The sequence below is a fragment of the Kribbella sp. NBC_01245 genome, from assembly GCF_036226525.1.
Classification (GTDB): Bacteria; Actinomycetota; Actinomycetes; order Propionibacteriales; family Kribbellaceae; genus Kribbella.
On the sequence record NZ_CP108487.1, the window covers coordinates 1,638,956 to 1,660,584 of the forward strand.

Below are 21,629 nucleotides of genomic sequence, written 5' to 3' on the forward strand. Positions count from 1 at the left end.
CAACAGCTGCTGACCTCTGTGGACCAAGACGTGAACTTCGCTCGAGCATCATATCGAGATTCTGCGATACTTCGATTCGAACAAACCACGATGAGGAGAAGCGGCTATGGAGCTGGGCAGGTTCGGCGTGTGGACGTTCGACTTTGAGGATCAGCCGGCGAGCTTGATCCGGGATGAGATCCAGGAGCTCGACGAACTGGGCTGGCCGGCCATCTGGTTTCCCGAAGTGGGTGGTCGCGAGGCGATGACGCTGGCCGGATTCCTGCTGGCGAATTCGACGAACATCACGGTGGTCAACGGAATTGCGCAGGTTCTGCATCGGGATGCGCTGCGCACGTACGGCGCTGCGTCCTTGCTGGCCGAGGCCTATCCGAATCGGCACCTGCTTGGCCTGGGAGTCGGCGATGCGCGTCCCGGGCTGAAGCCGATGCAGGTGATGCGCGAGTACCTGGATGAGCTCGATCAGAAGGGACCGATCAGGCGTTTGCTCGCGGCGTACGGGCCGAAGATGCTCGAGTTGGCGCGGGAGAGGGCCGATGGTGCGCACACTTATCACGTGCCGGTGCGCCATACGGCGGAGGCGCGGGAGATTCTCGGCGAGGCGCCGTTCCTTGGCGTGGAGCATGCGGTGTTGTTCGAGGCTGATCCAGGGAAGGCGCGGGAGATCGCGCGCGAGCATCTGCACGTCTACTCGACGCAGAAGTACAACATCGCCAAGTACCTTCGCCAGGGGTACACGGAGGCCGATTTCGCCGATGGGGGCAGCGATCGGTTGGTCGACGATCTGGTGTTTTGGGGTGATCTCGACACGATCGTCCGCAAGCTGCAGGGGCATCTCGACGCGGGTGCGGATCACGTTGGCATTCAGGTCATCGGGATCGAGCCCGGTCGATCGGCTATGCCGCAGTGGCGGCGGCTGGCCGAGGCCTTAAAGCCGGGTGTTCCTTTGAAGGCAGGTGTTCACAGCACCTCGCCGCGGGTCTGATCGAGCGGCGCGAGTTGGAACCAGCGTTGGCTGGGTGGCACGAATTGCAGCACGATCGCCGCGACCGCGAACACGGCGGGCAGAAGGGCGAGGCAGCTCGCGCCACCCATCACCAGCAGCACCAGTCGTACGTCGCGACCGCCGGCGAGTAGCGTCCCGAACCACCAGACGGCGAAGCCCAGAACGACTAGCAACGCGCTCGCGGTCAGGTTCGTGGCGTCTACGAACGCGAGCCAGCCTGTCACCAGGAGGAAGCCGCCGAAGAGGATGAGGGTGGCTGCGACGATCATCCAGAGCAGGTACGCCGCGGTGATCGTCCGTGGCCGCGCTACGACCTCTGGCCCCTCCATCCCACTCCCTTTCGTCGCCCCAGACAGTAATTCATGCGACCACATGGAAAGGGAAGACCATCCACGAAAGCGTTTACCCAAGCCAGCTCCCCCGACCGCCAGAGCACGCCAACACCGGCATCCCGCCCGCGTCCCGCATCGCCTAAGCCCTGCGTCCATTGGTCTGGATTTGACCGCTCCAGCGGCGGGTCAGTTTGAAGGCTGACGGTCTGCGGGCAAATCCTGACCAATGGACGCTAATGGCTGGCCAGGGACCGCGGCCGCCCGGGGATGGTCATTCGTGGTGCTGGATTAGCGTCGATTGGTCAGGATTCGCCCGCGGGCCCGAGTTGACCAAGGTGGCCCGTCGCGAGGGCGGTCGAATCCAGACCAATCGACGCAGTGCTTAGGTGGTGCGCACCCGCGGGCGTCATGCCGGTGTTGGCGTCGGCGGCAGGGCTTAGGGGGTGCGGTGTCGCGGGCGTGGTGCCGGTCTTGGCGGGTGTCGTTAGACCAGTTCTGAGATCAGTACGGCCGTGGTGTTTGGTTCGAGGGCCTCGAAGATGTGGGGGGCGTCGCCTGGGTAGCTCACGTAGTCGCCCGGGGCGAGCTCGATTGGGTCCTCGCGGGGGCCGATTAGGGCGCGGCCTTGGCTGAGGACGACGTGTTCGACCGTGCCGGGGTTGTGGGGATCGGAGGCGCGCGGTTTGCCTGGGCTGACCTGGATCAAGTAGATGTCGCGACGCGCGTTCGGCGGGCACGACGCGAGCAGAGTCGCCGAATAGTCAGCCTGTTCGGAGTACATCACCGGCCCCTCGCCGGCCCGGACTACCCGTACGACCGCACGCGGCGGATCCACCAACCGGCTGAACGGCACATCCAGCGCCACGCTCAGCGCCCAAAGCGTCTCAACACTCGGATTACCCGAGCCGGACTCGAGCTGGGACAACGTCGATTTCGCCAGGTTCGCCTGCCGCGCGAGCTCGGTCAGCGTCAGGCCGGCGTTGTCGCGCTCACGCCGGATGGCGGCCGCGATCATCGCGACCGGCGACCTACCACCCTCAGAGACCACCATCGTTCGCTCCAGACTTTCCGCTTTGTTCGACTTGACGAACACCTGTTCGCTGTTCACTGTAGTGGACATGAATTCGTTATGGCGAACACTCGACCGCGGCACGCTGCGCGATATCGGCCTGCTCTGTGTCGCCGACGCGGTCGTGGGCGCGTCGTTCGGCGCGATCGCGGTTTCGGGTGGACTCGACACCTGGGTGCCGATCGTGATGTCCGTGCTGGTCTTCGCCGGTGGCGCGCAGTTCGCCGCGATCGGCATCGCGTTGTCCGGCGGCAGCGCCATCGCGGCGGTGGTGACCGGGCTGCTGCTCAACGCGCGCCTGATGCCGTACAGCCTCGCGCTCGCCGACGTCCTCGGCTCAACCTGGCGAAAGAAGCTGGTCGGCGCGCAGATCCTGACCGACGAATCGGCCGCCTTCGCACTGCAGGGCGCCGACCCCGCGAAGAGGGGAGCCGCCTTCTGGACTTCCGGTTTGGCGTTGTTCGCCGTCTGGAACATCTCCGTTGTGCTCGGCGCCATCGCCGGCAATGCCGTAGGTGATACCGAGGCATTCGGCCTCGATACGGCATTCCCGGTAGTGCTACTGGCCCTGGTCATGCCGGCGCTCCGCGAACGCCGTACCCGCAACGCGGCCCTCGCCGGCGCAGTCGTCGCCGTGGCCGCCACGCCTTTCCTGCCCGCAGGTCTCCCCGTCCTCGTCGGCCTAGTAGGCCTGTTCCTGGCCCGGAAGCCGCCTCACCAAAAGGCAACAACGTGATGCCACTAGTAGCAATTCTCGTTCTCGCAGCCGGGACCTATGCGTTCCGTCTGGCCGGCCCTGTGTTCCACGAGCGGGTGCAGATCCCTGAGCGGTGGCAGGAGTTGCTGTCGGTTGCGGCCGTCGTGCTGCTTCTGTCCCTGGTAGCGACTGGTGCCGTCATGGATGGCCAGTCGTTCGCCGGATGGTCTCGCCTGGCCGGCGTCGCCGTCGGCGCGGTACTGGCCCTACGCAAAGCCCCGTTCCCACTGATCGTCATAGCGGCCGTAGCGACTACAGCCCTACTGCGCCTGGCTGGCCTGGAATAGAAGCTGGCAGACCCAGTGGGGGCTGGGTCTGCCAGGACGCACCTCCTAAAAGGTAGTTATGGACATGTGCCGTTCACGGGCCCGTTCAAGCCGGTCCACATGTACGCGTCGCTGACCCAGGTGCCGTCGCTCAGCCGGTTCCACAAGCTGCTGGCGCCCCAGCGACCTGTGTGAGTCGTGCCGCTCTTGGAGCACGAGATGTTGACGGTCGTGCCGTCGGCAACACTGCCGGCGAGCGCGTAGCCCGTCCCCGGACCCGTGCGCTTGTTGACGGTGCCGCCACCGAAGGCGTCCATGATTCCCTGGGTGAACCCGAGCGCGCCGTAGTTGTACAGGCTGCCGCCCGCGTTGCGCTGAGTGCTGCCGTGCAGCGCCCAGCCGTTGTAAGCAGTGCTGGCGTTCTGGAAGACCCAGCCGCCGACGTTATGGTTCGCGATACCGACGTACGCGCTGTTCTGCCGTAGCGCGAAGTGCACGTGCGCACCACTGGCCGCGCCACCGCACGACACGTCCGTGCCGATATTGCCGAGGAAGCTGCCCGCACTCACAGCCGTACCGTTCGCCGCGATGTTGTTGAACAAGTGGTAGTAGTCCGTGGAATAGCCCCGGTCGTGAATAACCCGGATCCATCCACGCCCGTTGCCACACATGGTGTACGCCGTACCGCCGCGTGCCGCGAGGACCTGGCCGTTGCCACCCGCAAGATCGATAGCGCTGTACGGCGTATCCGTCCCGGCCCAACCGTGCGAGCCACCAGGCATGCTCCACGTGTGGCCCACAGCGAACGGCAGGCGCATCCCGGTCCGATAGTCACCACCGGCCACCTGAGGAGCGAAGGCCGTCTGCTTGAACAGAGACTTCTCCTTCGCCGACACGACCGGCGAGGCGGCAGACAGCTCCGCGAACGCCGCCGAGCCTTCAAAGCCAACCTGCCATCCACCGGCAACGCGACGCGCAACGAACAACCAGCCCTCAGGGTGGGTGTCCTCCCCGCGAGGCGTCAACGCGACTGCCGTGCCGAAAGCCCAGTCGCCGTCGCGGCGGATGACGTTGACCTGATTGCCCGCACGCTTCGCGTTCTTCTTGGCGACAGCGTCGATCTTGCCGCTGACCACCTGCTCCAAAGAAGCCGGCGCGGACTGCGCAACAGTCGTCGCACCCGCACTGATGAGGACACCCGCACCGAGTGCCGCGATCCACCGAGAACCTAACCGAACACGCATTTCCAACCTCCTGATGGGCGGAACAGGACTGGTGGCTGGACGCTATCGATCAACTACCGGCTGTCGGCTATGTTTTCGGCTGTGAGGCGTCCAGAGAGTGTCCATTGAGTCCGCTTGACACGTCATCGGGCAGTTCACCTGCAGTAGTCGCACTGGGGGCGGCGATGTTGAGGTACCGCCTTGCCCACGGTCTTTCGTTGCGGCAGCTCGCGGGTCGCCTCGGCATGCAAGGACACGGCGGACTTTCCGACTACGAAAAGGGCCGGCGCCTCGCCCCCGAAGACCTGATCGCGCGCTACGAAAGCCAGTTGCGCATCACCGACGGCGAGTTGCGTTCGTTGCACGCGGCCGCCCTCGCCGAACGCGCATCAGCCCGTACGACGGACGCGACCGCCCAGCCCGAATCACTCGTCATCGCGGAGTTGCCCGCCGCCCCGGCCGACTTCTGCGGACGCGATACCGAGCTCGCCACCATCGCCGCCGCGGCCGGCGAATGCCTGGCTGGGCGTGGACCCGTGACGGTCGTGATCGCGGGACAACCCGGCGCGGGCAAAACGACGTTCGCCGTACAGGCGGCCAGCCGGGCGATCGGCCTCGGCTTACGCGACGCGCAGTTCTTCGTGGAGTTGGGCGAGGCCGCGCCGGAGGCCGTGCTCCATCGTTTGCTGCGCGCACTCGGCGTACCGGACTCGCAGCTGCCGGCTGACGCCGCCGGTGGCGCGGCGATGTTCCGATCGCGTTTGGCCGGACGGCGTTGCGTGATGGTGCTGGACAACGCACGTGACGAGGCGCAGGTGCGTGCCCTCTTGCCCGGGCCCGGTCCGGCGCTCGTCCTCATCACCAGTCGCGATCGCCTGACCGGGTTGACCGCGGCCCGCCGGGTCGACCTCGGCGAACTCACCGAGCAAGACGCGACCGGCCTCCTCGCCGACATCGTCGGAACGGAACGCGCCCAAGCCGAGCCGGAGGCCATGGCCGAAGTCGTCTCCGCCTGCGGCCGATTACCTCTCGCCGTACGGATCGCGGGCAACCGGCTGGCCTCCTGGCCGAACTGGTCCGTCGCGCACCTGGCCGACCTGCTGCGCGACGAGCAACGCCGCCTCGGTTGGCTCACCGCGGGCGATCTCGCCGTGCGCGGAGCCTTCGCGTTGTCGTACCGCCGCGTGCCCGCGACGACCCGGCGGTTGTTCCGGCGATTAGCGCTCGCGCCCGGTCCCGACTTCGGCGCGGAAGCGGCCGCCGTACTCCTGGATGAACCAGCCGAGGAACACCTCGACGCCTTGGCCAGCGCAAGCCTGCTCGGCCTCGCCGCCACGCCCGGGCGCTACCGCTTACACGACCTGTTGAGGTTGTACGCCGCGGAGCTACTCGTGGAGGAAGAACATCGCCACGACCGGGAGAAGGCCGAACACGCCTTATTTGGTTGGCTTTTCGACAATGCCCGGGCAAACGCGGACGCGATCGCGCCGTTGGCCGAGAACGGTCCCGAGGCCCGAGCCGCAGCCCTCACCTGGCTCGATACGGAAGCGGCGGCGTTGCTCGAGGCGGCCCGCATCACGGCGGCGCGCGCGGACGGCGTACTGGATTCGTTGTTCCGCGAGCTCACCCAGCGCATCCCCTGGTACTACGACCTGCGTTGCCGCTGGCCCGACATGGTGGAGGTCGCGAGCCTGGCCATGGTCGTCGCCGAACGCTCGGACGATCTGCGCGAACGGGCCTACGCGCACAGCATGCTCGGCCTCGGCCGGATCGGTCAGCACCGCTACCGTTCCGCGGTCACCGAGCTCCAGGCGGGGATGACGGATGCGCGCGCGATCGGTCTGGCCGAGGAAGAGGCCGAGCTGTGCGGCCGCCTGGGCCTGGCGTACGAAGGACTCGGGCGGTACGCCGAGGCGGAGGCGAGTCATGCCGAACACGCTCGCCAATGCCAGGCCCTGGGCGATCGGTGGGGTGAGGCGGCCGCGATCGGCAGGCGTTCGCACGCGTTGCGGATGCGCGGTGAGCACAGCGAGGCGGCGGTCTGCCTGCGCCGCGCGTTGGCGATGCGCGCGGAGCTCGGCGATGACCGTGGCGTGGCGATGGCGGAGTTCCGGTTCAGCGCGTTGCGCAATGACCAGGGCCGGTACGGCGAGGCGTTGCGGCGGGCGGATCGCGCGCTCACTGTGTTCGAGGCGCAGGACGATCGCTGGGGCTCGGCCGTGGTGCGGTTCGAGTTGGGCCGGGCGCTGGCGGGGCTCGGGCGGTACGCCGAGGCGGCAGCGTCGTACCGGACGGCAGTGACCGGGCTGGACCAGGTCGGCGAGTGGCAGCGCCGGGCCGAGGCGGCGTCGGCGCTCGCGGAAGCACAGTCGAACGCACTTCGGCACAACGGCGGACCTCCGCACGGCTAGTGTCGAGCGATGAAGTACATGCTGCTCATCTACGGCAACGAGCAGACCTGGAAGTCCATGGACGAGATCGGCATGGACCACGTCATGGACGTACACCAGAGTCTGTTCGAGGAACTGACCAAGACCGGCGAGTACCTCGGTTCGGCCGGCCTGACGATCGCGGACGCGAAGGTGGTCCGCGTCCAGAACGACGTACCTGCTGTCACCGACGGGCCGTTCAGCGAGGCCAAGGAAGTGCTGGCCGGCTACTACCTGGTCGACTGCGAGTCGAGCGAGCGAGCCGCCGAACTGGCCGGACGGCTGGTCGAAGCGCAGTACTCCCCCATCGAGGTCCGTGCCGTCATGGACGACCCCAAGGACTGACACAGATCGCGCCCCCTGCTCCGGCCTCACACCGGAGCAGGGGGCGCCTGACCTGCTTTGCTACCAGGTCTTTTGACCAGTTGCGGTGGTCACCAGTGACGCATTGCCGGGGCCATGGTCACCGAAGCCACTCGCTCCTCGGACTCGCAGAGTTGAGCCGATCGCCGGCACCGTTGCACCGGCCGGCAGCCGGACGCCAACAGACATCCGGTTGGTCAGAAGGACCCGGACCATCGGGTTGGCGCCACCTGTCGCCTCCACACCGGTCACGAATCCCTGCTGGACCCTCGCTCGCCCCAACCCCTTGGCCGCACCAGCCTGCTCCCGCCGGCTGCTGTCGACCAGTACCTCGAGCTTTGACACTACCCCTCCTCGCCTTGACCCCATTCGAAGGCTGAAGCGTGTCGTAACTGCCAGGACGCGGCAAGCCGACACTGGGAGTTTGCAGGCTCCTGCCAATTTGGGCGCAGAGGTTTAAACGGCCCGATCACTGGCCACCGAACCCGGTTGTAGCAATACCCTTGATGATCTGCCGCTGGAAGAACAGGAACACGAGCACCAACGGCAGCGCCGCCAGGATCGATGTCGCCATGTTCTGCGCGTATTGCAAGCCGTAGGCACTTTTCACAGTGGCCAGTCCGACCGGCAGGGTCATCAGGTCCGCATCAGTGGTAACGATGAAGGGCCACAGGAAGTTATTCCAGGCGCCGATGAAAACAAAGATCGCTACCGCCGCCAGGATCGGCCGCGACAACGGCAGCACGATCGACGCGAACACCCGCACCCGGCTGGCCCCGTCAACGCGGGCGGCCTCCTCCAGTTCGATCGGGATCTGGTCGAAGAACCGCTTCAGGATCAGCACCATCGCCGGCGCGAACGCCTGCGGCAGGATGATTCCCCAGTAGGTGTCGACCAGGCCGAAGGCGAGCATCTCGTAGAACAGCGGCACGATCAGCACCTGCGGCGGAATGATGATCGCCCCGATGATCGCGGCGTACAGCCAGCGCCGTCCGGCGAAGTTGATCCGCGAGAAGGCGTAGCCCGCCAGCGCGGCCGTCGCGACCGTCACCAGGGTGATCGCGACGGACGTGAGCAGGCTGTTCAGCGCCCAGGCCGGGATGTTGCCGGCCGCGAGCACCTTGCGATACGCGTCCAGGCTGAACCCGTCCGGCGGCGACAGTTGCAACTCGGACGCGCCCGCGTCGGTCTCACTCTTCAGCGACGTGAGGATCGCCCAGGCGAACGGGACCAACCAGAGCGCCGCCATCACGGCCAGTACGGCGAACGCGACGATCCGGCCGAGCGCCCAGGGGTTCTCCCCCGGTTTGTGCGTGCGACGCGTCAACGTTCGGGGCGCGCGGGTCAACGTGTGCGTGGCCATCTACCGATCACCCTTCCGGAAGGTCAGACGGAATTGCAGGAGCGAGACGACGACGATGATCGCGAAGAACAGATACGAGATGGCCGAGGAATAGCCGAAGCGGTAGCCGGTGAAGCCCGTCTCGTAGATGTACTGCACGATCGGCCGCGTCGTACCGGCCGGGCCGCCGTTGGTGAGCAGGTAGATCTGGTCGAACACCTTGAGCGAGGCGAGCAGTTGCAGCATCACGATCAACGCGGTCGTCGGCGCGAGCTGCGGGATCACGATCGAGAACAGCTGCCGCCATTTGCCGGCACCATCCAGCGCGGCCGCCTCGAACTGCTGGTCCGGGATGTTCTGCAGCGCCGCCAAGTACAAGAGAAAGTTGAACCCGATCGTCCACCAGACAGTGGTGAGTACGACGCTCAGCATCGCCACCTTCGGATCCTGCAACCAGGCGACCGGCTCGAACCCGAACTGGGTCAACACGCCGTTGATCATGCCCAGCTTCGGGTTGTACATCCACGCCCAGAACAGCACCACCACGGTCGAGGCCAGCAGGTATGGCATGAAGAACGACAGCCGCCAGAGCCATTGGCCCGGCAGACCCAGGTTGACGAGCAGCGCGAGCGCCAGCGGCACGATCACGAGCGGGATGGTGCTGAGCACGGTGAACCAGGCAGTGTTGCCGAGCGACTTCCACATGTCCGGGTCTTTGAGAGCCTCGGCATAGTTCGCGAGGCCGATCAGCTCGCCGTTCGCGCCGGTTAGCGAGCGACCGGTGAAGCTGAGGTAGAGCCCGTAGATCGCGGGGCCGACCAGGAAGAGCACGAACAGAACGGTGAAGGGTGCGGCGAAGGACCAACCGGTGAGAGTCTCCCGGCTCTTGGCACTGACTTCCCGGGGCTGTCGGACTTTGCTGCGTTTGCGGTCGATGACGACAGAGGATGACATCTGAGTCCTTCCGATCAGACCGGTTGCGGGCGGTCGAGCAGCACGTTGAGCCTCTTCACGAACCCCTCGAAACCGCGCGCCGGGTCTTGGGCTCCGACCAGCACGTTCTGCACGTTCTCCGCGAAGTACTTGTGGAAGTCGCTACCCGCGCCGCTGAACCAGACGTCCGGGTCGTAGTTGACGTAGTCCGTCACCTCGGCATAGCTCGCCTGCGGCTTCAGCGCCTTGTACTCCGCCGACTCCACCACCGGCGCGTACGCCGGGATGTGGCCGGCGCCGGCCCACGTCACCGAGGTCTTGAGCAGTTCGGCCACGAACCGATAGACGTGGCGCCGTCGTTCCGGATCGTGTTTCGCCTGCCGCGGAAGGACGAACGTGTGCGAATCGGCGTACGCCGCGGGCTTGCCGAACAGTGGTGGGATCGGCCGCGCGTCGAACGGGATCTTCTCCGCGAGGATCGTCGGCAACTCCCAGACGCCGCCGAAGAGGATGCCGCTCTCGCCGTGGAGGAACTCGCTGGTCGCCGTACCGCCGTCGCCGCTGCGGCTCGCGATCTTGTCGTCGAGCAACGACCTCAGGTAGGTGAGCGCGTTGACCGCCGCCTGCTCGTCGACCTGGGCCTGCTGCCCCGGGACCAACCGCATCTCGGCGCCGGACTGCCGGTAGAACGTGTAGAAGAGCCGCCACATCTGCGAGCCGTCGCCGAGGAAGCCGTACGACATGGCGTGTTTGCCGGTCACCCGCTGGATCTTGTGGCAGGCCTCCACGAACGCGCCGGCCTCGGTGATCCCGGGTAGGTCGGTGGCGCCTGCTTTCGCCAAGATTTCTGGGTTATAGAACATCACAAAGGGGTGCGTATCGAGGGCTACCGCGTACAGCTGGTCCTCGGAGAACCCCTTCTGCCAGACCAGTGGCGGGAAGTCCTTCTCAGTGAGGCCGACCTCTTTGAGCAGGTTCAGGTCCCACGGTTCGAGCAGGCCGCCAGGGGCGTAGCCGGCGATTCGCGACGCGTGCATGACCGCTAGATCCGGTGCGCGTCCACCGGCCGAGGCCATCGCGAGTTTCGTGTAGTACGGCGGACCCCAGGCGAGCACGGTCTGGGTGGCGTGGAAGCCGAGGTTCCGGCCGTTCGCCTGGTCGACCAGGCCTGCCATCACGACGCCGTCGCCGCCGGACATCGGGTGCCAATAGCTCAGTTCGTCTTCGCTCGCCTGGCTGCCGCAGCCGGACAGCAGGCCGCCACCGACCACCGCGGCAGCGGCGCCGAGCAACCCCCGCCGGGTCATTGGACGATCTCTCACCGATCCACTCCTTCGTCGAGTGCCCGATGATTACATCGTTGGAACGCACTCGACAAGAGCGAAACAGTTCATTTTTGTTGATTCGCGTGCGGCACCTTGCCATTCATTCGTCGGAATCCGCCCTCTCCCGCCGCCGACCTGTGCAGGTCTGCTGTGATGAGAGGGCGGATTCCGACGAATGAATGTCTAGGTACCGGTGGAGGCACGCGCGATGATGCGGTGCGGGATGACGATGCGGCGAGGTGCGGCGGTGCGGTCGCGCATCGTCTCCTCGAGCAACTCCAGGCCGGCCGTGACGAAATCACGCTTGCTGAAGTCGACCGTCGTCAACGGCGGCACGGCGAACTCGCTGTCCGTCACGTTGTCGAACCCGGCCACCCCGACATCACCCGGCACCGCGATCCCCAGATGCCACAGCGCCGACAACACCCCGCTCGCGATCGTGTCGGTGAAACAGAAGAACGCGTCCGGCAGGTCGTGATCACGCAGGTACGACGTGACCGCCTCGGCCGCGTTCTCGGGGTTCCATCGGTCGAACGGTACGAACAGGTCGTCCTCGATCGGCAGGCCCGCCTCGGTCAAGGCCTGCCGATAGCCGATGGTGCGCAGCCGGGCGGCCGCCGTACCGCTTGATTTGACCTGGTCGGGTCCCGGTTCGGGTGTGCCGACGGCGGCGATCCGGCGATAGCCCGCGGCGAGGAGATGGCGGACCATGTCGGCGGCCGCGGCGACGTTGTCGATGCAGACCTGGCTCACCACGTCCTGGTCGACGTCTCCGATGAGGACGACCGGCGGCAGTCCGTCCGGGCCCGCGGTGACGACGCTGTCGCCAAGGTTGATCGGGTTGAGGATGAGGCCGTCGACCAGATGCGCCCGGGCCTTCGAAAGCAACTCCCACTCGCGCTGCGGCTCGGCGGCGGTCTGCTCGATCTGCACACCCCAACCGCGTTCGTGGGCGAGTTCGACGAACAGGTGGGTGATCTCGGCGGAGTACGGCCGCAGCAGATCCGGCAAGGCGAGGCCGATCATGCCGGAACGCCCATTGCGCAGGCCTCGGGCGCTCAGGTTCGGCACGTAGTTCAGGGCCGCGAGTGCCTCTTCCACTCGTGCCTTGGTCTCCGGCCGGACGAATATGACGCCGTTGATGACGTTGGAGACCGTCTTGGGCGAAACTCCCGCCCGCTCGGCCACATCTTTGACGGTCGCACGCATGCACACATCATCACCCACGCCCGCCTCACGTTCGCGTTATCGCGTCGTCCAGGCGCCGCCGTTCACGTTCAGCACCTGACCGGTGATGTGCCGTGCGCCGGCTGACGCGAGGAAGTGGACCGCGGCCGCGATGTCTGCCGGATGGCCAGTCCGCCCGTTCCGGGTTTGCTCGACCAGCCGCCGCCGCCGTTCGTCGGTCATCCGCCCTTGGAAGAACTCCGTGTCGTCGATGAATCCGGGCGACACCACATTCGACGTGATCCCCCGGGGCCCGAGCTCCGCCGACAGGTCCAGGTTCCAGGTCGAAAGGGCCACCTTCACCGCGCCGTACGACCCGCCGCCGGAACCCCGGTCCGCCGCGATCGACCCGAGCAGTACGACGCTGCCGCCGTCGGCCAACCGATCCGCCAACGCGGCAGTGGTGAGCACGGCGCTCAGCACATTCGCCGCGAAGTTCGCCTGCCAGGCGGCAGCCAGTCGCGCCAAGCCAGTCTCGGTCTCGCCCTCATCCGGGCCGGTCTGGCTCGATCCGGCCTTGCTCGAGGCGGCGAGGTCGGCGTTGCCGCCGGCGTTATTGACGAGTACGTCGATCCGCTCGGGAAGGCCCGCGACCATGGACTCGACCTTGGCTGGATCGGACGCGTCGCACACCACCGGGCGCGCGCCGATCTCCGCCGCGACCCGCTCGAGCAGCTCCGCCCGGCGGCCGGTGATCACCACCTCGTCACCGTCTTGGCGGAACCGCTCCGCGATCGCTCGCCCGATACCGGCCGATCCCCCGGTCACTACGACTGTCCGCATAACCTCACTCATCTCGTCGCACGTTTAGCTCTAAACGTTCAGGTCTAAACGTTAGCATGGGCAGATGCGAGGCAAGCCCGATGGCGGCGGTGATCGGTATCCACTCGATGGGCCGGGCGACTACCCGGTCGAGGAGATCGCGGCGGCCTGGTTGCGGGAGCGGCCGGGTACGCCGGTGGACTCGATCGGGATCGTCACTCCCCTCTGGCGATTGGCCAAGCTCTTCGCCGACGACCGGCGCCGGCTGCTCGCCGACCTCGGGGTGGACCCGGCGACGCTGGATCTGCTCAGCGTGCTCAGACGCAGCGGTCCGCCGTACGAGCTGAACACGCGCGAGTTGACCCGTCGCTCCCTGGTCACCGCAGGCGCGATCTCGCAACGGATCGCGCGCGCCGAACGGTCGGGCCTGGTCGAGCGCCGTACCGAGACGGACGGCAGCCGCGCCGTCGTCGTCACGCTCACGCCAGCCGGCCACGACCTCATCGAGCGAACCGTCGACCAGGTCCTCACCCGCGAGTCGTCCCTGCTCACCTCGCTGGACGACGGCCAACGCGCGGCACTCGCGCGTCAACTCCAAGCCCTCCTGGCCGACGTCCGCCAAACCCTGGAGGGCCCTGACCGTTAGGCCGGTGGGTGGCCGGATTGGGTTGGGGGGCGAGTGCTGGTCAGGCCGTCCTTGACGGTGGTGAGCAGGTTGAGGGCTGCGGCGAGGTGGGTGTCGTCGCGGCCGGCGGCTTCGCTGATGGCGGTTGCCCACTCGTGCCGTACGAGGGCGTAGTTGCTGCGTCCGCGGTCGGTCGGGCTGACGGTGACGCCGCGGCCGTCGGTCGGGTTGGCTTGGCGCTGGATGAGGCCCTTTTGCTCGAGCCCGCGCAGCGTTGCCGAGAGGTTTGTGCGCTGGAGTCCAGTGGCGGCGGCGATTTGGCTAGGGGCGGCGGGATCGTCCTGGAGGAGATAGCGCATCACCATGCCCTCGGACTGGGTCAATCCGACTGCTTGCGGGTCGGCATAGCCGCGGTACTGGAGCTCCCGGCTGATGATCAGTGCCAGGTCGGCGAGGTCGGCCCAGCTCTCCTCGGCGGCCGACCGGCGCGTCCGTCGAGGGCTGCGCCGCGGCGATGGGGTTTTCGTCACATCGCCACGATAGATGATTGTCGGCACATAGTTATGAGCACATACTGATCTTGCCATAATAGTTATGTCCTCATAATCATTTGGAGCGGCAATGTCCATCACTCTTTCCGCGCGGCAGGCCTCGCCACGTGCGGTTGCGCTGGCCGGTGGGCTTCACCCGGCAGGCGTGTTCTTCCTGCTCGCCGGCGCGTTCCTGCCGATCATGGACTTCTTCATCACCAACGTCGCGCTACCGAGCATCGACGCGTCGCTGCATGCGTCGGCGTCCGAGCTGGAGTTGGTGATCGCCGGGTACGGCGTCGCGTACGCCGCCTTGCTCGTCCTGGGCGGCCGGCTGGGCGACCGCTTCGGTCGGCACCGCGTCTTCCTGGGTGCGCTCGCAGGGTTTGTGGTGGCCTCGGCCGTCTGCGGCTTCGCGCCGACCGTCGGCGTACTGATCGCCGCGCGCGTCGTGCAGGGTGCGACCGCGGCACTGCTCGTCCCGCAAGTGCTCGCGACCTTCCACCACACGCTCGAGCACGAACGCAAGGCGCGCGCCCTGGCCCTGTACGGCGCGACGTCCGGCATCGCCGCCGTCGTCGGGCAGTTAGTGGGCGGCCTGCTGGTTGGTGCCGATATCGCCGGCACATCGTGGCGGCCGATCTTCCTGGTCAACGTGCCGATCGGTCTGGTGGTCCTGTTGGTGGCGGCGCGGATCGTGCCCAACACTCGCTCGGATCACCCGGTCGGCGTCGACCTGCCGGGCACCGTGCTGTTCGCCGCGACGCTCACCGCCGTACTGGTCCCGCTGACGGAAGGTCACTCGCTCGGTTGGCCGTGGTGGACCTGGGCCATGATCGCGCTCGCGGTTTTGCTTGGCGCCATCACCTTCCTGGTGGAGCGGCGTGCCGAGCAGCACGGTGAGATCCCGCTGTTGCCGCCGTCGCTGCTGCGGCTGCCGTCGATGTCCCGCGGGCTGGTGATGGTGTTCGCGTTCAGCATCGGCTTCGGCGCCTTCATGTTCGTCTTCGCTCTGACGGTCCAGGATGGTCTGCACGCCGACGCTCTCCATGGCGGGCTGGCCATCTTGCCGATGGCGGTGCTGTTCTTCCTCGGCTCCGTATACGCGCCACGGGTGATCGGCCGCTTCGGCCGGGCCGCGCTGTCGGTTGGCGCGGTCATCCAGCTGGCCGGCCTCGGCGCACTCGTGGTAGTTGTCGTCCACGGCTGGCCACACGTGAGTCTCTGGGCCATGGCGGTCCCGCTCGCCCTGGCCGGTGCCGGTCAATCGATGCTGTTCGCCGGGCTGTTCCGCAGCGTGCTGGCCGATGTCCCGACTCATCTGGGCGGCGTCGGCAGCGGCGTACTGATCACTCTGCAACAGAGCGGTCTCGCGCTCGGCGTGGCCACACTCGGCACCCTCTACCTCACGCAGGCGGAGCGCAACACGGCCCACGCCTTCGCAACCGTCGAAGCCGTGCAGATGGGGATCATCGCCTTGCTAGCCATCGGCGTCGCCACGCTCCCCCGGTTCACCACGACCGCTTCCGAGGCGCCTCTGCTCGACGCCTGACCGTTAGCTGGAGGGCGAGTCGGGGTGAACGTCTGGTTGAGGGTCAGGCATTTTCGGCGGCGGCCTCGATCAGGTCATGCCATGCGTCGTACAGCGCGCTCGGGTCTTCGGAGATCGGGCCGGTGTGGGTTACGAGTAGGCGCGCTCCCCCGTTGCCGTCGCGGAGGTGCCAGGAAACGGTGCCGTCGTACTGCCAGCCGTATTCCATCGAGGTCGGCTCGGTGACGACGTCGGCCGTACGCGGTTCGATGCCTTTGGCAACAAAGCCGGCCGGTGCGGCGCAGCCCTGTGCTGGTCTGTCGTCGCCGCATAGGTAGGACCAGACCTGCTCCTTCGGCTTGGCCACTTGCCGTTCGAAGCGAATCGTCCAGCGGTCGCCTTCGCGGTCGATGGTGCCCGCGTCCAAGCCGAACTCCCGAACGTATTGGTCATGCAGCGGCGCGTAGTCCTTGATGGGCTCGTCGGATCCACCGAGCGCACGATCGAGGGCGGAGAAGCAGGTCAGCCAACCAGCGGTGTAGCTCGCCGCGGCAGCACGATCGTCGAACGTCGCGGTCAACGTCATCAAACAACCCGCCCCATCAGGCGCGAGCTCCCAGCGCAGCACCTCGACGCCCCAGTTGTACTCGAGGAGCCGAGGCGGGTCGTACGCACGGATCACGCCGGTGTTGTCCGGATCCTCGACGAAGTCGTCCTCCCCCTCGGCAAACGCGAACGCGATCCGCCCATCCAGCCGAAGGTCCAGCTCCACCGCCGCCGGGAACCACGCCGCCAGCTCGGCCGGCTCGGTCAACGCCCGCCAAACCTTCGCCGGCGGATGATCCAGCCGCCGCTCGATCCGCAACTCCGTACGCCCGTCCACACTCCTCAATCGCTCAGTCATAACCCCGACCATACCCACCCAGCTATATAACCACAACCGCATGCACGACCATCGCTCGAGCCGCCGCAGTCGCCCATGCGACGAAGTACGCCAGCTGTCAGGCAACGGTGTTCGCCGGCTATTGGGCGAAGCGGGATTGGTCGGATTGTTCGGGGGTTAGGTTGGCGGATTCGGTGGGCCAGAGGGTTAGGTTGCGGGCGGCGGTGGGGCCGTCGTGGGTCCAGGTGCCGATGACGCGGCCGGCTTGCACGATGGCGGGTTTGAGCATGCCGCCGCCGGGGTGGATCTGGCGAGCGTAGGCCTCGGGGACCATCAGGCGGCGGTCGCGATAACCCAGCAGGTATGCGTCGAACTCGCCGAGCAGGCGTACCGACTCCGACTCCCCCGGCTCGCCGACCATCGCATAGGGCGAACCCTCGACGGTCACCACCCGATCCGCCACAGCCTCGATCGCCCGTCGCGATACCGGCACGGACAACCCGGACCAAGTGGCGAGATCTGCCGCGGTTGCAGGCCCGTACGCCGCGAGGTAGCGCCGGGCGAGCGTCTCGGCCGTCGCCGGGCCTTCCGCCGCCAGAGCCGCCGGAGCCGCCAGTGCCGACAGCGGCTTGCCGAGCCAACTCTCGACGCTCACCCAGGTCTCCGCCGCGTCGTACCCGGGCCCGTAGCAAACCCGCCCGAGCAACCCGGCATGCCGGATAAGCGCGTAGACGGCCTGCCCCCGCGGCGACGGCAACAACCCTTCCGAGACGAACAGCTCGCCGATAGCGGCACGACCAGCAGGCCCGTTAGCGGCGAGACACGACTCGAGTACGTCGACCGCGCGTTCCCTCGTCTCCGCCGACAGCCCCAACTCGCCGTACCGGCGCTCGGTCCCACGGATCAACCCAGGACCGAGCAGCTCGAGCAACCACCCAGCGTCCGAAGTCGCGACAAGTTGAAGTGTTCCCCGCTGGAACCACCCGCGTACGACGCAGCGATCGACCTCGCGGGCCTGGACGACGTCGGCCCAGGTGGTCGCCGTACTGCGGGCGCGGACCGCATGCGCCGCGCCTCGCCAGGACTGGGCCTGAAGCCCAACCGTCCGGCGTACGACGTCGGCTACCCCTCCGGAGCCGGCCTCGTCCGCCGGACGATCCAGGCCGTTCGCGGAAGCACGGGTCCGAAGCAACCATTCGACAGACCCGTGCGACACACTCGCATCACATCATCATTCGAGCGTGCCGCACAGGCCTATGGCCGTTCCGTTATGTCAGGTGGTCGTCGACCATGTTGGCGTAAGCGGTCTGGCCGGTGGTGTTCGGGTGGTACGACTCGCTGATCGGGTTCGACAGGCCGTTGATCCACTCGGGGCTGCCGCAGACGGCGTGACCGATGTACGCCGAAGTCGGATTCACGAAGGTGAAACCGGCCGCGTTGGCCCGCGAGAGCAGCTTCGAGTTGAGCAGGTCGGCGGTCTGGTTCAGCCGGGTCATCTCCGAGCTGCTGAACCAGGTGCCCGCGTTGCAGTCCGTGCCGTTGAACAGGCGCGGATAGCCGACGATGACCACCTTGGCCACGCTCGCCCGGCTGCGGACGGTCGCGTACAGGCCGTCGAGGCGGGCGGGCAACGTGTTGTTGATGACGTTCTGCGCGTTGTTGATGGCCGAATCGCAGTTGCTCATCCACGCCGGTTTGGCGCACTCGGTGATCACCGACGAGAAGCCCGCGTCGTTGCCGCCAACCTGCAAGGTGACGAACTCGATGCCGCTGTTCAGCGCGCCGAGCTGGTTGTTCGTCACGTCGGACACCCGTGCACCGGAGCACGCGACAAAGCTGAGGTTGGCGGCGATCCGGTTCTTGATCAGCGACGGGTACGCCGCCAGGGAGCGCTGGCAACTCCCGCTCTCACTGGTGTAGCTGCGGGTGCCGACGCCGGAGGCGTACGAGTCGCCGAGTGCGACGTAGTCGGGGGCCGCCGCGGCCGCGGTGGCTGGGGTGAGGAAGGCCGTGGTGATGACCGCGGCGCTGAGGAGGAGGGCGGCTCGTGGCCGGCCGTGGAGGAGTCTCATGCTCGACCGCCTTGCACTTGGTAATGGGACCAAAGGCGCGTGACTGATCCCGGTAGGAGAACCAGCCATCGGGACGATCGATCGAGGGGTGATCGACAAAAACGGGGGCCGCCTCACGAGACCAACTGACAGTCACCATGACGGACCGGTCAGTAACAACACAAGGGCTCGGTAAGAAATTCACGGCAAATTCTGCAAAGAGGTTGCTACCGATCGGGTGCGTCAGGCGGGTTCGAACGTCGCGAGCAGTGCCTCGAGCGCGGCCTGGTCCGGGAACGAGAATTCGGGTCCCTCCGGAGCCTCGGCCAGGGTGGCGAAGAGCTGCTCGTTCATCCCGATCGCAGGCGGGAGATGGGTGCTGAGGATCGCGGAGGGATCCAGGCCGCGGATCTCATCCACGACGCGCCCGTACGCCACGCGATCCACCAGTCTCACCCACGGACTGTCCACGCCCGCCCACAGCAGCTGCGCGGCTCGGCGGTCATCATCCGGCACGTCGCGCAGGTCGGGGCCGCTGGCAAGCTCGGCGGTGCTCATGGCGCCACCGAAGCAGTCCGAAGCGAAGAACGCGCCGCTGCGGCTTTCCTGGAACCCGACGGTGACCGGACTGTCGAACAGCGGCGGACGGTAGGCCGTGAGCACGCGGTCGCCGATGTCGAGCTGCTCGCCCGGGTTCAGCAACTGGATGCGATGCATCGGTACGTCCCACTCGCAGGACAGAATTCCCATGCCGCCGAAGGTCGTGATCAGGCGTGCTTGGGGTGCTGCCTCCAGCAGCCGCCACAATCCGCCGGTGTGGTCGCGATCCGGGTGAGTAAGCCAGATCCAGCGCACGTCGGCGGGATCGATCACGCCAGCGAGCGCTGTCAGGTAGTCCTTGTCCGGGTTACTCAGTCCGGTGTCGACGACCACGGGTTGCTCGGCGTGAAGGACGAACGTGTTGACCGGCAGGAAGCCGATGCCCGGCACTACGGCGTGGTCGCTGAGCACGGTGATCTCTGGGCTGATGCGGTGTCGCTCCATGTCCTGGCCTGCTATCTGTTGACTGGTTGTGCTGGGGTCGGAGCCGCGTGCCGGGACCGAGGGGTGTGCAACATCGGCGCGTCATGCACCGACGACTCGTTCTGCGCCAGTGAGAGCAGGTGGGCGGCGACGTCGCCGGTCCGAACTACGCTCCACGGGCCGAGCGAGAATCTGCCGGCCCTCGCCCGACCGGATGGCGCGCCTTCCACCATGCGAGGTATCCGTACGAGGGTCCAGGCGACTTCGTCGGTTGCCCGCAGTAGCTCGCCGAGTTCGGCGCCGTAGGGCACCAGTAGACGGCAGCGCAGCCTGAGGTACGTCTCGACGAACCGTCTGCCCAGGCTCCAGGGGTCGCCTGGGAAGTCGATGTGGAAGCCCTGGAGTACGACGAGCCGACTGCCACCGGTCTCGCGCATTGCGGTGATGATGTTCCGCGTGCCGGCCGCGATGCTCTCCGGCCCGCGAAAGCCACCCAGAGTCGAGATGACAGCGTCGGCGCCCCTGAGTGTGCGCTCGACGGCGGATGGATCGAGCGCGTCTCCCCGGATCACCTCAACACCAGGAACGGCGTTGGGCCCGCGGACCAGCGCTCGCACCTCATGGCCGTTCTCGAGGGCCAGCCGGCTGACCGCCGCCCCTGCCAACCCTGCGCTTCCGAACACCGCTAACTGCATGGCCGTCTCCCCACCTCGTCGTTGCCACGACCGTAAGACGGTGGCGTCGCGCTGCCCATGCCAGAAATCGGTCATGTTCGGGGCACGGTCCAGGTGCCTACCATGGGTCATGGAGTCCGAGGTCCTGCCACGCGCAGTCGACAAGGTCGCCCGCCTCGCCGGGCAGCCGACTGACCTCGCGACGTTCTGGCGCTCGTGCACCGAGGTGATCACCACCGTCGTGCCGCACTTTTGGGCGCCGTGCTTCTTCACGCTCGACCCGGCCTCGCTGCTGGTCACCAGCCACTTCCACGAGGGCCTGGACGAGTTCCCTCCAGAGGCGCTCGCGCATGAGTACTACGGCGACGACGTGCAGAAACTGGTCGACGTCGTGCGCACCCCGACAGGCGTCTCCACCATTCACGAGGCAACGGGCGGCGACCCGAGTAGCAGCCCGCGCTGGCAGTTCAACATGTCCATGGGCGGAGATCAGGAACTGATCGCGCGGCTGCGAACTCGGCAGGGCGAGACCTGGGGGGCGGTCGGCTTGTATCGCGAGCCCGGCGCACCGATGTTCGGCGACGGTGACAAGGAGTTCCTGCGGGCGATCGGGCCGCACCTCGCGCTCGGCGCACGCCAGGCGATGACGTTCGGCGAAGCGACCGATCCCGAGGTTCCGGATGGTCCGGGGCTGGTGGTCATCGACAGCGCCTGGCAGATCCGCTCCACGACCGCAGGCGCTGACCATTGGATCTCCCGCCTGCCGGACGGCGACCTCGAGCACGGGCGTTTACCGACGGCCGTGCTGTCCGTTGCGGCGCAAGGCTTGCGGGATCGGAAGCTTGGCCAGCCCTCGACCGTCGCGTTCGCGAGGGTTCTGGCGAAGGATGGCACCTGGCTCTTGCTGCACGGGGCTCCGCTAGAAGGCGATGACCAGCCTCGGGTCGCCGTGATCATCGAACCGGCCCACCCTGCACGCATCTACCCGCTGCTGATGTCCGCCTATGAGCTGACCGAGCGCGAGCGCGACGTGGTCAAGCTGGTGCTCACCGGCTCGTCGACCACCGAGATCGCGCAGACCCTCGTGGTGTCGCCACTCACCGTTCAGAACCACCTCAAGAGCGTGTTCGAGAAGACTGGCGTCCGGAGCCGGCGCGACTTGGTGGGCAAGATCTTCTTCACCCACTACGAGCCGCGCTTCCGCGAGAACGAACAGCGTGTCCTGCGTGGCCGGCCCATCCGAGGCGGACCGGTGCCGCACGCCACGCAGAACTGACC

General features: G+C 67.0%; 23 protein-coding genes. 8 read left to right on the forward strand and 15 right to left on the reverse strand.

The genetic code is table 11. The annotated features are described in order from the left end of the window. Window positions 1–106: 106 nt before the first annotated feature. Window positions 107–985, forward strand: coding sequence for a TIGR03620 family F420-dependent LLM class oxidoreductase (locus OG394_RS07205; protein ID WP_328994191.1), 879 nt, complete (start codon window positions 107–109; stop codon window positions 983–985). On the opposite strand, the gene OG394_RS07210 is transcribed toward OG394_RS07205, so the two are convergent. Both OG394_RS07210 and OG394_RS07215 read right to left on the reverse strand, forming a co-directional pair. Then, window positions 961–1,335, reverse strand: a complete 375-nt coding sequence (locus tag OG394_RS07210) for a hypothetical protein (protein ID WP_328994192.1) — start codon at window positions 1,333–1,335, stop codon at window positions 961–963. The genes OG394_RS07205 and OG394_RS07210 overlap by 25 nt on opposite strands. Window positions 1,336–1,822: 487 nt before the next feature. Next, window positions 1,823–2,458 (reverse strand): helix-turn-helix domain-containing protein, encoded by a 636-nt coding sequence (locus OG394_RS07215; RefSeq protein ID WP_328994194.1) that lies wholly within the window; start codon window positions 2,456–2,458, stop codon window positions 1,823–1,825. On the opposite strand from OG394_RS07215, the gene OG394_RS07220 reads away from it, so the two are divergent. Both OG394_RS07220 and OG394_RS07225 read left to right on the forward strand, forming a co-directional pair. Next, entirely contained in the window at window positions 2,457–3,143 is a 687-nt protein-coding gene (locus OG394_RS07220) for an AzlC family ABC transporter permease (RefSeq protein ID WP_328994195.1), read from the forward strand. The two genes, OG394_RS07215 and OG394_RS07220, sit on opposite strands and share 2 nt — an antisense overlap. Then, the gene (locus tag OG394_RS07225; protein ID WP_328994197.1) at window positions 3,143–3,451 is read left to right on the forward strand and encodes an AzlD domain-containing protein; all 309 of its coding nucleotides are present in this window, start codon (window positions 3,143–3,145) and stop codon (window positions 3,449–3,451) included. Before OG394_RS07220 ends, OG394_RS07225 begins: the two co-directional genes overlap by 1 nt. A 56-nt stretch (window positions 3,452–3,507) precedes the next feature. Here the strand turns inward: OG394_RS07225 and OG394_RS07230 are convergent, their stop codons facing one another. After that, window positions 3,508–4,674, reverse strand: coding sequence for a peptidoglycan DD-metalloendopeptidase family protein (locus OG394_RS07230; protein WP_328994198.1), 1,167 nt, complete (start codon window positions 4,672–4,674; stop codon window positions 3,508–3,510). A 164-nt stretch (window positions 4,675–4,838) separates the two neighbouring features. Here OG394_RS07230 and OG394_RS07235 point away from each other — a divergent pair, with 164 nt between their 5' ends. Both OG394_RS07235 and OG394_RS07240 read left to right on the forward strand, forming a co-directional pair. Further along, window positions 4,839–7,064, forward strand: a complete 2,226-nt coding sequence (locus tag OG394_RS07235; protein ID WP_328994199.1) for an ATP-binding protein — start codon at window positions 4,839–4,841, stop codon at window positions 7,062–7,064. Window positions 7,065–7,073: 9 nt separating this feature from the next. Continuing rightward, window positions 7,074–7,427, forward strand: coding sequence for a YciI family protein (locus OG394_RS07240; protein WP_328994201.1), 354 nt, complete (start codon window positions 7,074–7,076; stop codon window positions 7,425–7,427). Window positions 7,428–7,487: 60 nt separating this feature from the next. On the opposite strand, the gene OG394_RS07245 is transcribed toward OG394_RS07240, so the two are convergent. From OG394_RS07245 to OG394_RS07270, 6 genes are all read right to left on the reverse strand, one after another. Further along, window positions 7,488–7,790: a hypothetical protein gene (locus OG394_RS07245; protein WP_328994202.1), complete on the reverse strand. Its 303-nt coding sequence runs from the start codon at window positions 7,788–7,790 to the stop codon at window positions 7,488–7,490. 124 nt (window positions 7,791–7,914) lie between these two features. Then, window positions 7,915–8,808, reverse strand: a complete 894-nt coding sequence (locus OG394_RS07250) for a carbohydrate ABC transporter permease (protein WP_328994203.1) — start codon at window positions 8,806–8,808, stop codon at window positions 7,915–7,917. Beyond that, window positions 8,809–9,741, reverse strand: coding sequence for a carbohydrate ABC transporter permease (locus OG394_RS07255; protein ID WP_328994205.1), 933 nt, complete (start codon window positions 9,739–9,741; stop codon window positions 8,809–8,811). A 14-nt stretch (window positions 9,742–9,755) separates the two neighbouring features. Next, window positions 9,756–11,042 (reverse strand): extracellular solute-binding protein, encoded by a 1,287-nt coding sequence (locus tag OG394_RS07260; RefSeq protein WP_328994206.1) that lies wholly within the window; start codon window positions 11,040–11,042, stop codon window positions 9,756–9,758. Between the two features lie 186 nt (window positions 11,043–11,228). Then, complete coding sequence (locus tag OG394_RS07265; RefSeq protein ID WP_328994207.1) at window positions 11,229–12,254, reverse strand: LacI family DNA-binding transcriptional regulator; 1,026 nt, start codon at window positions 12,252–12,254, stop codon at window positions 11,229–11,231. 36 nt (window positions 12,255–12,290) lie between these two features. Further along, window positions 12,291–13,055 carry an SDR family NAD(P)-dependent oxidoreductase gene (locus tag OG394_RS07270; RefSeq protein WP_328994208.1) on the reverse strand — a complete coding sequence of 255 codons (765 nt, stop codon included), beginning with the start codon at window positions 13,053–13,055 and terminating at the stop codon, window positions 12,291–12,293. 64 nt (window positions 13,056–13,119) lie between these two features. Here OG394_RS07270 and OG394_RS07275 point away from each other — a divergent pair, with 64 nt between their 5' ends. Next, complete coding sequence (locus OG394_RS07275; RefSeq protein ID WP_328994209.1) at window positions 13,120–13,680, forward strand: MarR family winged helix-turn-helix transcriptional regulator; 561 nt, start codon at window positions 13,120–13,122, stop codon at window positions 13,678–13,680. Here the strand turns inward: OG394_RS07275 and OG394_RS07280 are convergent. After that, window positions 13,677–14,189 (reverse strand): MarR family winged helix-turn-helix transcriptional regulator, encoded by a 513-nt coding sequence (locus OG394_RS07280; protein ID WP_328994210.1) that lies wholly within the window; start codon window positions 14,187–14,189, stop codon window positions 13,677–13,679. The genes OG394_RS07275 and OG394_RS07280 overlap by 4 nt on opposite strands. Before the next feature lie 91 nt (window positions 14,190–14,280). Between OG394_RS07280 and OG394_RS07285 the strand changes: the two genes are divergently transcribed. Continuing rightward, complete coding sequence (locus OG394_RS07285; protein WP_328994211.1) at window positions 14,281–15,741, forward strand: MFS transporter; 1,461 nt, start codon at window positions 14,281–14,283, stop codon at window positions 15,739–15,741. Between the two features lie 43 nt (window positions 15,742–15,784). Here OG394_RS07285 and OG394_RS07290 read toward each other — a convergent pair whose 3' ends face one another. The 5 genes from OG394_RS07290 to OG394_RS07310 form a co-directional block, all read right to left on the reverse strand. Further along, on the reverse strand, window positions 15,785–16,624 hold the full coding sequence (locus OG394_RS07290; protein ID WP_328994213.1) for an SRPBCC family protein: 840 nt from the start codon (window positions 16,622–16,624) through the stop codon (window positions 15,785–15,787). A gap of 118 nt (window positions 16,625–16,742) precedes the next feature. After that, window positions 16,743–17,819 (reverse strand): winged helix DNA-binding domain-containing protein, encoded by a 1,077-nt coding sequence (locus OG394_RS07295; RefSeq protein WP_328994214.1) that lies wholly within the window; start codon window positions 17,817–17,819, stop codon window positions 16,743–16,745. 52 nt (window positions 17,820–17,871) lie between these two features. Continuing rightward, window positions 17,872–18,675, reverse strand: a complete 804-nt coding sequence (locus tag OG394_RS07300) for an SGNH/GDSL hydrolase family protein (RefSeq protein ID WP_328994215.1) — start codon at window positions 18,673–18,675, stop codon at window positions 17,872–17,874. 222 nt (window positions 18,676–18,897) lie between these two features. Then, window positions 18,898–19,698 carry an MBL fold metallo-hydrolase gene (locus OG394_RS07305; RefSeq protein WP_328994216.1) on the reverse strand — a complete coding sequence of 267 codons (801 nt, stop codon included), beginning with the start codon at window positions 19,696–19,698 and terminating at the stop codon, window positions 18,898–18,900. 11 nt (window positions 19,699–19,709) lie between these two features. Continuing rightward, a complete protein-coding gene (locus OG394_RS07310; RefSeq protein ID WP_328994218.1) occupies window positions 19,710–20,372 on the reverse strand; it encodes an NAD(P)-dependent oxidoreductase in 663 nt (220 codons plus the stop codon). Window positions 20,373–20,481: 109 nt separating this feature from the next. Here OG394_RS07310 and OG394_RS07315 point away from each other — a divergent pair, with 109 nt between their 5' ends. Beyond that, on the forward strand, window positions 20,482–21,627 hold the full coding sequence (locus OG394_RS07315; RefSeq protein WP_328994219.1) for a helix-turn-helix transcriptional regulator: 1,146 nt from the start codon (window positions 20,482–20,484) through the stop codon (window positions 21,625–21,627). Window positions 21,628–21,629 lie beyond the last annotated feature (2 nt).